This is a genomic window from Gilliamella sp. ESL0443 (assembly GCF_019469165.1).
Lineage (GTDB): Bacteria > Pseudomonadota > Gammaproteobacteria > Enterobacterales > Orbaceae > Gilliamella > Gilliamella apicola_E.
Map to the genome: position 1 here is coordinate 1,128,580 of NZ_CP048263.1, position 12,487 is coordinate 1,141,066.

15 protein-coding genes are annotated in these 12,487 nt (G+C 34.3%); 3 read left to right on the plus strand and 12 right to left on the minus strand.

Annotated elements, in window-relative coordinates; genetic code table 11:
* Positions 1-170: 170 nt before the first annotated feature.
* The 8 genes from panC to GYM76_RS05195 form a co-directional block, all read right to left on the minus strand.
* Positions 171-1,016, minus strand: a complete 846-nt coding sequence (gene panC, locus GYM76_RS05160) for a pantoate--beta-alanine ligase (RefSeq protein WP_220226133.1) — start codon at positions 1,014-1,016, stop codon at positions 171-173.
* 18 nt (positions 1,017-1,034) lie between these two features.
* Complete coding sequence (gene panB / locus GYM76_RS05165) at positions 1,035-1,877, minus strand: 3-methyl-2-oxobutanoate hydroxymethyltransferase (RefSeq protein WP_065563502.1); 843 nt, start codon at positions 1,875-1,877, stop codon at positions 1,035-1,037.
* The gene (locus GYM76_RS05170) at positions 1,874-2,716 is read right to left on the minus strand and encodes a Rossmann-like and DUF2520 domain-containing protein (RefSeq protein ID WP_220226134.1); all 843 of its coding nucleotides are present in this window, start codon (positions 2,714-2,716) and stop codon (positions 1,874-1,876) included. The genes panB and GYM76_RS05170 overlap by 4 nt, the downstream gene beginning before the upstream one ends.
* A gap of 219 nt (positions 2,717-2,935) precedes the next feature.
* Positions 2,936-3,235: a hypothetical protein gene (locus GYM76_RS05175; RefSeq protein WP_065563504.1), complete on the minus strand. Its 300-nt coding sequence runs from the start codon at positions 3,233-3,235 to the stop codon at positions 2,936-2,938.
* Positions 3,236-3,620: 385 nt separating this feature from the next.
* Positions 3,621-4,358: a hypothetical protein gene (locus tag GYM76_RS05180; protein WP_220226135.1), complete on the minus strand. Its 738-nt coding sequence runs from the start codon at positions 4,356-4,358 to the stop codon at positions 3,621-3,623.
* 169 nt (positions 4,359-4,527) lie between these two features.
* A complete protein-coding gene (locus tag GYM76_RS05185) occupies positions 4,528-5,001 on the minus strand; it encodes a hypothetical protein (RefSeq protein ID WP_220226136.1) in 474 nt (157 codons plus the stop codon).
* Positions 5,002-5,319: 318 nt separating this feature from the next.
* Entirely contained in the window at positions 5,320-5,778 is a 459-nt protein-coding gene (locus GYM76_RS05190) for a DNA polymerase III subunit chi (protein WP_065562503.1), read from the minus strand.
* Positions 5,779-5,786: 8 nt separating this feature from the next.
* Positions 5,787-7,265, minus strand: coding sequence for a leucyl aminopeptidase (locus GYM76_RS05195; RefSeq protein ID WP_220226137.1), 1,479 nt, complete (start codon positions 7,263-7,265; stop codon positions 5,787-5,789).
* 138 nt (positions 7,266-7,403) lie between these two features.
* On the opposite strand from GYM76_RS05195, the gene lptF reads away from it, so the two are divergent.
* Both lptF and lptG read left to right on the plus strand, forming a co-directional pair.
* Positions 7,404-8,507, plus strand: coding sequence for an LPS export ABC transporter permease LptF (gene lptF, locus GYM76_RS05200; protein ID WP_065734190.1), 1,104 nt, complete (start codon positions 7,404-7,406; stop codon positions 8,505-8,507).
* 10 nt (positions 8,508-8,517) lie between these two features.
* Positions 8,518-9,582, plus strand: coding sequence for an LPS export ABC transporter permease LptG (gene lptG, locus GYM76_RS05205; protein WP_220226138.1), 1,065 nt, complete (start codon positions 8,518-8,520; stop codon positions 9,580-9,582).
* 193 nt (positions 9,583-9,775) lie between these two features.
* Here the strand turns inward: lptG and msrB are convergent, their stop codons facing one another.
* From msrB to msrA, 3 genes are read right to left on the minus strand one after another with little or no spacing between them, the layout of a single operon-like run.
* A complete protein-coding gene (gene msrB / locus GYM76_RS05210; RefSeq protein WP_220226139.1) occupies positions 9,776-10,213 on the minus strand; it encodes a peptide-methionine (R)-S-oxide reductase MsrB in 438 nt (145 codons plus the stop codon).
* Positions 10,214-10,266: 53 nt separating this feature from the next.
* Positions 10,267-10,791 (minus strand): cytochrome b, encoded by a 525-nt coding sequence (locus tag GYM76_RS05215; protein WP_220226140.1) that lies wholly within the window; start codon positions 10,789-10,791, stop codon positions 10,267-10,269.
* Positions 10,792-10,793: 2 nt separating this feature from the next.
* The gene (gene msrA / locus GYM76_RS05220) at positions 10,794-11,342 is read right to left on the minus strand and encodes a peptide-methionine (S)-S-oxide reductase MsrA (RefSeq protein WP_220226141.1); all 549 of its coding nucleotides are present in this window, start codon (positions 11,340-11,342) and stop codon (positions 10,794-10,796) included.
* Positions 11,343-11,494: 152 nt separating this feature from the next.
* Here msrA and GYM76_RS05225 point away from each other — a divergent pair, with 152 nt between their 5' ends.
* Positions 11,495-11,767, plus strand: a complete 273-nt coding sequence (locus GYM76_RS05225; protein ID WP_220226142.1) for a DksA/TraR family C4-type zinc finger protein — start codon at positions 11,495-11,497, stop codon at positions 11,765-11,767.
* Between the two features lie 61 nt (positions 11,768-11,828).
* On the opposite strand, the gene GYM76_RS05230 is transcribed toward GYM76_RS05225, so the two are convergent.
* Entirely contained in the window at positions 11,829-12,485 is a 657-nt protein-coding gene (locus GYM76_RS05230; RefSeq protein WP_220226143.1) for a DUF421 domain-containing protein, read from the minus strand.
* Positions 12,486-12,487 lie beyond the last annotated feature (2 nt).

Genomic DNA, 12,487 nt, shown 5'->3' on the forward strand with positions numbered 1-12,487 from the left:
AATCCTAATTCAAGGCATAAAAATGGCTATTATTCTACAGTAAAAAGACATAACAATAAATTGCTAGACGAATAAAGTCGTTGATTAAATCGATTTTCCTAGACGGTAGGAATATGGTAAACAAAAGATCGCTTGTCGATAAGCGATCTTTTATCTCAATAAATGGATTGTTAATGATGATAAATAAAATTATCGATCAATCTAGTTTTACCAATATAAACCGCTAAAGCGCATAGACTATCTTGCTTTAATACATCAACATTGGTTAACGTTGCAAAATCAACAAATTCAATATAATCAATTTTAGCTAATGGCTCATTATTTATAATGTTTTGCATGGCATTTAAGATAGTCGCAACTGATTTTTCACCAGCTTTGATCATTTCCTTAGCCTGCTCAATTGAACGATATAAGCAAATAGCGGCTAAGCGTTCTTGTTCAGACAAATAGCTATTACGCGAACTTTTAGCCAATCCATCACTTTCACGTACAATCGAGCAACCAATAATTTCGATGGGAATATTGAGATCTTGTACCATTCGTTGAATGACGGCTAATTGTTGCGCATCTTTTTGTCCAAAATAGGCACGATCAGGTTGAGTAATATTAAATAGTTTGGTGACAACTGTACAAACACCTTTAAAATGTCCTGGTCGCTTTTTTCCACAAAGCGCATCAGTTAAACCATTAACATTGACATAGCTATTGAAATTCGCATCATACATTTCATCGGCGGACGGACAAAAAATCAAATCAACGCCCATTTGCTGACAGGCTTTTTTATCTCTTTCTAAATCACGCGGATAGCTAGCTAGGTCCTCTTTAGGACCAAACTGCATTGGATTAACAAATATTGTAACAATCACTCTTTGATTATCTTTTTTAGCACTAGCCATTAAGCTTTGATGACCTTCATGCAGATAACCCATGGTCGGCACTAAACCAATACTTTCGCCATTGTTACGCCATGATTTAACCTGATCGCGGACTTCATCAATAGTGGTTATAACTTTCATGTTTATTATCCTTCCAAGCTAGTTTGAAAATTCAGATTTGAGTTTGGTCATGATCTCATCATCAATAGCAAACTCATGAATAGGTGCAGGGAATTGTTGCTGTTTAACTTCTTGGCAATAATCCGCAAATGCCTGTTTCATTTGATCACCCATTGGGGCAAAAGATTTAACAAATTTGGACGATACACCATCATACATAGATAACATATCTTGATAGACTAAAACTTGCCCATCACAACCATGACCAGCACCAATCCCAATAGTAGGCACGCTAACAAGTTCAGTTATAAATTTAGCTAAATCAGCAGGTACACACTCGAGTAAAATTGCCGCAGCGCCAGCCTGTTCAACAGCTAAAGCATCTAAAATAATCGCTTTGGCTGCTTGATAATTCTTACCTTGTACTTTGTAACCACCTAATGCTAATACTGATTGTGGCATTAAGCCAATATGGGCAATGACAGGTATTGAGGCTTGAGCGATCATCTTAATATGCTCACAAAATGCTTGTCCACCTTCAAGCTTCACCGCCTGAGCATTCCCTTCTTGTATCAATCGTCCAGCATTATGCACGGCATCATAAACAGATGCATGGTAAGACATAAACGGTAAATCGGTTACAACCAATGCTTTTTTAGCACCTCTGGCCACGGCTTTAGAGTGATGGATCATATCGTCCATAGTGACTGATACTGTGCTTTCATAACCCAGCATAACCATACCTAAAGAATCACCTACTAATAGACAGTCGACACCGCTATCATCCATCAATTTTGCTGTCGTATAGTCATACGCGGTTAGCATGGTGATCTTTTCTTGATTTTGTTTGCGTTGTTGTAAAGTCAAAATTGTATTTTTCAAGGTAACAGTTCCATTTCTAATTGATGATAATCCCTATCCGGATGTTTTTGACGACTGATATTAAGCAAAATAGTCGATAATTGTTGATAAATTGGTTTGAGCTCATCTGGCATTGCCATCATATGTTGCTTAATGGTTTCAATATCGTTACGCTCCACAGGTCCAGTTAATGCATCTATGACTCCCGCTTTACAAATGTTGTTGGCATTACCAAGAAATAGCGGATGCCAAGCTTGTTCAATAAACTCTTTATCTAATCCACATTGATTAAGTAAATCTACACCTATTTGTACGAGAGCTAGCACTTGATTACTTAGCATGACACAAGCAGCATGATATAGTGGCTTTTTATTTGCTGAAAGAATTGCTAAGCGATTAGGTAATAGCGCTAAAAAACGTTGTAATTGGTCGATAATAGCTTTATTTGCTTCGAGCGTAAAAGAGACGTCCGACATATTATTATAGCAATCGAACTTATCATAAATAGCGTATAAAGGGTGTAATGAAAAAGCGAATGGATGCACAACTTTATTTTGCTGAAATATGTGTGATGTCAATAAGCCACTACAATGACCAATCCACTTATTGGTAATAGGTAATTGACATAATTCATGCCAGACAGAAGCAATTTGACCATCAGCTACTGTCAACAATAAACAATCGCAATTATTCACTAAATCAGCTAAAGATGAATAAGCATAAGATTGAGTAAAATCACTAGCTTGTTTAGCGTGTTCATAAGTTCGGCTATAAAAACCTGCAACTTGTAAACCCGATAAACTAAAATATTTCGCTAGTGTACATCCAACTTTACCAGCTCCGATAAAACCAATATTCATTATTAATAACAAAATTTAAACAAAGCGGCATTATAGCCTAATTTGATTGAGATTCAATTTTTAACCCAAAAACAAGAAAATACTCAAGAATTACTCGCGAATTACCCCCACAAAAACCCCGCTCCTCAACTTTTTCGATAATTTAAAAAAGCAATATAAGCGATTGAGAATGATAAAAATAGTTATTTTTCAGGATAGTCAGTTAATTCTTCTTTTTTCTTAATCTTTTTTATCTTTCCTGCTTTCTGAATTGAGTTGACGTTTATCTTCTTCCAATTTTTTATTTTGCTTTGATTCTTCATAGTTTTTGTAAATATGATATAAAATAATACCAACTGCAATGGCGAATAGTAAAATGATAATTATAGAGGCATCATCTCCGTCGCTCCCCCTTGATTGATGACTAGGAGAATAATGCATGTGAACTCGTGGGATATAAGTTCTGTTATATCCAATCCCATACGCATTTTGTATCAGAGTAATTAAAAAAACTAAAGCTACTATTATTTTTGTTTTCATTATTTATACATCCCTGTAATAACGAAGTGATCTTATTTTAAGTAATCTTAATTATCTTATTATTATACAATAATATAATTATACTAACAGTTAACTATCTTAAAAGTCATTTTAATGAAAAACACACTGATTCTTTTACAAAGAAATCGCTGAAATAGAGGGTTTTAAGGTATGCGCTTATAAGTCGCTTCAATATTATACTCCACAAACATTTTTTGAATCTTATCCCCCTTTATTATTAATAAACAATCTTACTTCAATTTGCCTTCTAAAATAAATTTATTCGCCATTTCAGTTATAATGTTATTAAGTTGAACCTTCGATTCACATTCAATTGCATCTTTAAATTTTGGGTAATTATTCTCAGGTAAAATTTGAAAAATAATTATTTTTCAATATAGTAGGTTGATTGTATATTTTGAAATTGTTTTGTATTTTCATACCATTTTTCCAATCTCGATCGACAAAAATAATCTTTTTCGTTTGATATTGATTCTATTTTGCCAATAGTTTTTAAATAATATTTATCTTCTTTAGGTATGAAAATGAATTTCTCTTTATTCCATTCGCATGTATATGAGTTTATATGAGTAGCACCAATCCAAAGAGAACTAGGCACATAGTCATATTGTCCACCACACTTGGTATCTATATCAAAATTATTAAGCGCTGCATAAATTTGAATTAAAGCGCTGAAATCAACTTTTAAAAAATTATAATTTAAAATTGTAATTTGTTTTGTATAATCGGAATACTCATTTAGAAATGGAAATTTAGTGAGTTTATAAGTTGGCGGTATAACTGCATCATCGACAAATCGATAAAAATGTTGAATTCTATAAGAACCTCTATAGATTGCTTCATAACGTTTTTTTTTCTCTTCTTCTACTTTTTTATTTTTTTGATGTTTTAATTCAGAATAAGCATAGTAAATACTAAGTAACATACAAGCCGATACAAACGTTAAAAACATAATTATGATGGCATATGTTGTATCCATATCAACTTTTGTATGCCTTGAATGACCGTGTAAAGCAGGAGTATTATGCATCATAAACCTACCATACGCATTTTGTATTGTAGTCATAAAATAAACTAAAACTACTATTACTTTTGTTTTCACTACTTGTACGTCCCTGTGAAGAGCAAATAATCCTTAATTCGAATCAATCTTAATCTTCTAATTATTTAATATATTATTAATTTACTATCAGTAAACTATTCTAAAAATCCTTTTAATTCAAAATACGATGCATCTTCCTACAACAAAAAAACGCAAAAGGAAGTTAAATTCAAGGTACACGTTTACAAGTAGCTTCAATATTAAATTCCATAAAGGTTCTTCTTGGATCACAATGTTCGTATTTTGTAAATGAACTCTCTTTTAATTCATTTTTTGAAATAAACTTATACTCAATTTCAGTTATAATATTATTGATTTGATCTATCGATTCACATTCAATTGCACCATTGAGTTTTGCGTAGTTATTATCAGCAGAAATAGGCGCAATAAACGCATAATATTTTGTTTGTACTGCGAATCCTTCTTCCTGTTTCTTAATAAGCGCTACATAACCTGTATTATTGAGTGTATAAGATTGTATTCCTTTCAATTTTGAGTCGTAATAATGATAGCTTGTACCGCGACTATCGTCGACTTTACAATCCCAAGTTCCTTCTAGCATTTCAGCAGTAACTTTTTGTCGCTCTTGACAACCAACTAGAGTCAATAATGATATTGAGAGCGCCAATAAATTTTTAAACATTTTACTTCCTGTATAGAATTGACTATTGTCTATTATAACAAACAGTTTAATAAATTATTCATTAATTTAATAGGTTACACATAGCGACAATATTATTCATAGGTGAAATTTCCTTTCAATAAAGCTTTGCCAACCTTCGACTAAGGTCTTTTTATAATTTGAGATGCTGATAGGATTTTGAAATTTTATTAAGCAGATTTTCCAGCTCGTGATGCTGTCTTTATACAGTATTACTGATGCTAGAACTACCTTGCCACATCAGATATAGCCATTACTTGTAATAATAAATTTATTGATAAAAACCTTATTTTTATAAATTTAAGAGCATAAAACAGGGATGGTTTTTAGGTTAAATCCAGCTTCTTTGTAGGTTTTATATCTTTCACGGGCTAGCGATTTTTGTTGTTCTTCAATGGGGACAAAGTCAATAATATCGCGGTATACACCAGCAAATTCTGGGTATTGCTCTTGTAGATTGATAAGTAAGTGACGTGAACCATTGCTACTGCGCTTTTGTGGCCAACAGATTTCGACAGGTGATCCGCTTTTCAGGCCTTCGCCAGCTAGATTATGGGGAACAAAATTTTCAGTATCGAGTTGCCATAAATATTCATCAATACGTTCGGCTTGAGCTTGATCTTGACAGGCCACTAACACACGTTGCCGATTTTGCCATGCTTCAACAATTTTTTCACACGCTAACTTTTCTTTGAATAAAACCCCGGCATCATTGGCTGGGGTTGGGTTTTCAAGTAGATAAAATATCACTTTTTTCATGTATTTACTCATTTTTGGTTAAGTAAGTATTGAATTAACATCGCGACTGGTCTGCCTGTAGCACCTTTGTTTGCACCCGATTTCCAAGCTGTTCCTGCAATATCAAGATGTGCCCATTGGTATTTTTCAGTAAAGCGAGATAGGAAACAAGCGGCTGTAATCGTTCCTCCATCTCGACCACCAGCATTGACAATGTCAGCGCAGGTTGATTTGATTTGTTCTTGGAAATCACTATCAATCGGTAATGACCACGCTTTGTCTCCTGCTTGATTTGAGGAATTTACCAATTGTTCAGTAAGCTCTGCGTTATTACCCATCACGCCAGTATAATGATGACCGAGTGCAATGATACAAGCACCAGTAAGTGTAGCAATGTCAATCACAGTCTTGGGTTGGAAACGTTCAACATAAGTTAAAGCATCGCATAATACTAAACGACCTTCTGCATCGGTATTAATGATTTCAACGGTGGTGCCCGACATGGTGGTTAAGATATCACCAGGACGGTATGAATTACCATCTGGCATGTTTTCACAACCAGCCATCACGCCAACTACGTTGATAGGTAGTTTTAATTCAGCCACAGCTTGCATTACACCAAACACAGTGGCAGCACCACACATATCATATTTCATTTCATCCATACCGGCTGAGGGTTTGATGGATATGCCACCTGAATCGAAGGTTAATCCTTTACCAACTAATACATATGGTTTGGCTTTTTTGTCTTTGGCACCATGATATTCTATGACCGTCATAATTGATTCGTTAGCTGAGCCTCGTCCAACCGCTAAATAAGCGTTCATGTTGAGTTTAGCAAGCTCTTTTTCACCTAAGCATGTCACTTTCAAGCTTGAATGCTGTTTACCTAAACTTTTGCCCTGCTCTGCTAAGTATTTAGCATTGCCGATGTTAGATGGCATGTTGGCAATGTTTTTGGTACTGACAATAGCATTTGCAATAATTTGTCCTTGCGATAATTGACTTTCTACATGCTTGATTGTTTTTTTATCGCTATAAAGTAGCGTTACTTTTTGTAAGCTTGGTTTTTCTGATTTTATTGATTTGAATTGGTCAAAGCTATAGGTTAATTCGCTAGTAATTTGTGGTAGTTGTTTAGCAATTTCACCACTTATTGCAGGATTTAGAGTTAGAATGTCCCAACTTATATTTTTAACTTGTTTTGTTATTAACTCTTTTGTAGCTGCTTGTATCATTTTTTTTGCAGCGTTAATATCAAAATTTTTTGCTTGGCCACACCCTACAACTAATATTTTCGGAGAATTCGGGCAAGCGTATAAAAAGGTGGTTTTGCCTAATTCGCAGTTAATGTCACCTGACTTGATCAGCTGACTAATCATACCCTTGGTTAATTCATCTATATCCTTGATTAAACTAGTTTGTTTCTTGCCTAATTGGACAGTTACCACTAAACATTCTTCTTTTTGTAATGTGATTAATGAGCTGTTTTTGATTGAGTATTTCATAGCGTTCTCTTGTAAGATTTTTATGGTGAATAGTAACATTTTATCGGTTCATTAAACGATAGCAACAAAAAGATAACGAAACAACGCAAATCAGATTATAATAGTGCGATTTGATAAAACGGATAGATAGGTAAAAAAGTGATAATTCGCCGATATTTAATTAAAGAGACGATGAAAACACAAGGTGCAATACTGTTTATTTTATTGCTAATTTTCTTTTCTCAAAAATTAATCAGAATTTTATCCAGCGCTATTGATGGCAGTATTCCACGTGATTTGATTATGCCACTTTTAGTGTTAGGTGTGTCGAATATGGCTGATCTTATTTTGCCACTAAGTCTGTTTTTAGGTGTGCTTGTTACCTTTGGTCGGCTTTATTCGGACAGCGAGATGGTCGCAATGCATGCATGTGGGATTAAGAGAAGACTTAACTATCAGGTTGTGCTATTTCTGTGTGTGATCACCTGTATATTCACAGCACTCAATAGCCTTTGGTTTGGGCCTTGGTCTAGTGTGAGACAAGATCAGCTAGTCGAAAATGCCAAGATTAATCCAAGTTTAGCCGGTTTATTAGCTGGCCAATTTCAACAAACACCTGATGGCAACTCGGTAATTTATATTGGTAATGTTGATCATAATAAGCTAGATAACGTATTTATAGCCCAAATCAATCCGAAAAATGCTCAACGCCCTTCTATTATTATTGCTAATAAAGGAAAAACTGAAGAAGATAAAGATGGTAATCAAATCATCACACTTGAAAATGCAAACCGTTATGAAGGCACAGCACAGTTAAAAGATTTTAGAATTTCGAATTTTCATAACTATTTAGGTATTATTAAACCTAAGGAGCTAGAAAGCAATGTTGATGATGATAAAGTGGATGTTCAGCAATTAGGATTGCTTGAGCTTCATGAAAATCCAACACCGAAGGCTAATGCTGAATTTTATTGGCGATTGACGTTGATAATTTCGGTTCCTTTGATGGCTTTTTTAGTGATTCCATTGAGTGTGTCAAATCCAAGACAAGGAAGGCTTGCACAAATTTTACCAGCGTTACTGCTTTATTTAGTCTATTTTTTACTTTCTAGTTCGGTTAAAGCTAATGCTGGTAAAGGTCGCTTAGATCCCGCTTTGTGGTTTTATCTGATTAATCTAGGGTATTTTGTTCTGGCTTTGATTTTAAATTGTTGGGATAACTTATTTATGCGTAAACTTCGTTTAAAATTTATTGCGTCTTAAGGGGAGAACGATGTTTTCGATTTTAGATCGCTATATTGGTAAAACTATTTTAAATACCATTGGCATTTGCTTATTTTTATTAATTAGTTTGTCAGGAATTATTCGTTTTATTGACCAACTTAGAAAAATCAAAGTTGATTATGATGCCTTGTCAGTTGGTTTTTATTCTTTGCTAATGGTACCTAAAGATATAGAAATATTTTTCCCTATGGCAGCACTTTTAGGCGGCTTAATCGGTTTAGGGATTTTAGCTTCAAGAAGCGAGCTTATTGTGATGGAAACTTCAGGCTTTAGTCGTTTTAAAATTGCATTAGCTGTGATGAAAACTGCTCTCCCTTTAGTGCTTATAACAATGGCAATTGGTGAATGGGTTGCTCCTATCAGTGAACAAACCGCTCGTAATATGCGCTCAGAAAAGCTTTATGGTAATTCTTTATTAGCTCAACAAGGCAGTTTATGGGCGAAAGATGGTAATGATTATATCTATATCGACCATGTTAATAATGATAGTTCTATCTCAAATATTGATATTTATAAAGTTGATAAAAATAAATTACTATCGATTACTCATGCTGATAGCGGAGTGTTTGAAAATGGAAGTTGGACGTTATCACAAATCGAGATGAATGATTTAACCAATCCACAACAAATAACGGGTACGAACTCACTTACTATGCAGTGGAAAACTAATATCACACCTGATAAGTTGAGTATTGTAGCTTTTGACCCTGATTCATTGTCAGCATCAGGACTCTATCAATATTCGCAATATTTGAAAAATTCGGGCCAAGATACAAAATATTATGATTTGTTATTTTGGAAAAAGCTGATTAAACCCGTTTCAGTTGCAGTGATGTTATTGTTGGCCTTATCTTTCATTTTTGGACCATTACGAAGTGTATCTATGGGTATTAGGGTGATTATAGGTATTACTTTTGGCTTTATCTTTTATATCGCCGATAATCTTTTTGCTCAAGCCAGTATTGTGATGGGCATTTACCCTATCGTTGGCTCTATGATAACTAGCTTTGTGTTTTTGTTAATCAGTTATATTTTATTTAAAAGAAAAAATTAAATTATAGCTTTGATCTCCTACGATATTGGCATATAAAAAAATGATAAGTTATATGCCAATTTCATTCGCAATATTCATCAAAATTTTCTTTATGTATATCAATTAAGCTAAACAATGATTTTGTAGGCTTTAGGCTAAGGTTGATTGGTTTAGTTCGCACCCTTTATTTAAATAAAGGATGCGTAAGATTAATTTATTTAAACAATTTTAAGTAGTCACCATAGCCTTGAGCTTTTAATTCTTCTTTTGGTATGAACTTTAGCGCTGCAGAGTTGATACAGTAGCGCAATCCCCCTAAAGCTGCAGGCCCATCATTAAATACATGACCAAGATGTGAATCAGCTTCTAATGAACGGACTTCTATCCTACGCATTCCATGGCTGTTATCTTCTTTTTCAACAATTTGTTGCTGTTTAATCGGTTTAGAGAAACTTGGCCAACCACAGCCTGAATCAAACTTATCTAGTGAGGTAAACAGTGGTTCACCAGAGACGATATCAACGTAGATCCCATCGCGGTGGTTAGCGTTATATTGATTATCAAATGGAGGTTCTGTACCATTTTGCTGCGTAACATGATATTGCATTGGTGTTAGTGCTGATATAGCTTTATCTTTCATTGATTTGTTCATGTTGTATCTGCCTCACGTTATAAATGTGATATAAATAAACGTTTAAATTTGTGTTAATCATTGCTATTTAACATTGATTGCAATACTTTATCTTTAACCCAAAAATAGTGGTACAACGCACCTAATACATGAAATATAACTAAAATAGCTAGTACATAAGAACTAATCAAATGTAATGAATGAAACATTTGGTGATATGGCATATCAATAGCAGGGATCGATATTAAACCAAATATATTAAGGTCCCTTCCACTCATTAAATACCCCGATAATGGCGTAATTAGCAGTAAAAGGTAGATCACTCCTTGAGTGGATTTTGACAAAATTCGTTGCAGTTTTTTGTCTTTCGGTAAGACATCAGGCACACCTTGACTGCGGATCACCATAATTCGCCATATTGTTAATATCAAAACAAGCACTCCAAAGGATTTATGTAATAAATAGACTATTGCCATTCCACCCAATATATGTGACATTGTCACTTTAATTAAAAGGAGCATTGTTACCATTATGACAAGTAAAGCTGATGTCCAATGAATCCATTTTTGTTTACTGCTATATTGCGGGTACTTTTGCATATTTACTCACTTTTGGTTGTTGACTTATCTTGCCAGTTATCTGCAATAAAATTAGCTCGTCCAGATAATTGATAATAACGGTTATAATGTTCTGGCTGTTTTTTATAGTAATCTTGATGATACTCTTCGGCGGGATAAAATATTGTTGCCGGTTCTATAGCGACATCAATCGGATGATTAAATCGTTTGCTTTCTTCAAGCGCTTGTTTAGATGCGATCGCTTGCTGTTGTTGTAATTTGTTATGATAAAATATTACTGGACGATAAGAATCGCCACGATCGGCAAATTGTCCTTGCGAATCTGTCGGGTCAATTTGTTGCCAAAAAATATCAAGTAATTTTTTATAGCTGATCATCGTTGGATCAAAGGTAATTTGCACCGCTTCTGTATGGCCTGTGTTGCCTTGGCAAACTTGTTGATAAGTTGGATTTTCCGTATGACCACCAGTGTAACCTGAGATCACATTAATAACGCCTTCATATTTGTCGAAAGGTTTTACCATACACCAGAAACATCCACCTGCAAATGTTGCTTGTTCATATTGTTGCATAAAAACCTCCAATTAACTTACATTAACAGAAACGATCTTTATAAAAAATATAACACTTACTTTGCTTTTTAAATGATGTGTTCATATTACTTGAAACTGGTCAAATAAGCACCATATTATTCATCTAATATAAATTTTTAGGAGGTGTAATTATGGCTAGTGGCTGGGCATCTGACGATGCCGTTAACCAACAGATCGAAAGTACAATCACAGATGCTATCGAAATCGCCAGACGCCAACTAAAACACGATAAACCTAGTGCCGAGTTTTGTGTTGAATGTGGCGATGCTATTGCAAAAGCCAGACAAATTGCTTTACCAGGTGTGCAATACTGTTTAGCTTGCCAACAAGAAATAGATAAGCAATTGGCAAAATCTGCAATATTATATAATCGACGTGGTAGTAAAGATAGCCAACTAAGATAACAAGCTCTTAATAAGGGGATTGAGTAAAACTCCTTCCCCTTTTATATTTTGCTTTCCTCAATTATTCTTTATTTTTTGAATTACGGACTTCATCATAAGGGTAAACTAATAATTTACCATCAAACCATTCTGCACAAAAAACTTCATCAATATCTTTATAACCTTGTTTTTTGATTTCATTCTTAAGCCATGTTTCACTTTTGTGGAGTTGTTCAAGGTTGTCTTGACTAATAGCGCCATTTTCAATCACCAGTACTGCGATATCTTTATCTCCTTTCTTGATAATGGTTAAAGATCCATTTAATTCGTACCACACTTGTTTTAATTCACTAAATGCGCAAATTCCTTGAATATTGATTAGCGTTTCAAAATCTCTAACAGGTAAATTCGCTTTTTTGAAATTTTCAGAGATTAGATTGCCATTTTTGACTAATTGGATAGGTTCACCATCAATAGCATCTCGGAGTTTTGAATTTTTAGATTTGATAAATCGCACTAAGATAAGAAGACCTGCCCAAATCGCCACAGCTCCAGCGGCTTCCCACGCAGAAACATTAGCATTAAGTAATGTTCCACCTACCAATGCACCAATAACCATGCTACCAACCTGATCCAGCTGTGACATCGGTGCGATTTGGCTTTTTCCTGATAATTTGACATAAATAAGTAAAATGATAAGTGCAATTAAAAATTTTGGTGCCATTTCAAGTAAATACATTC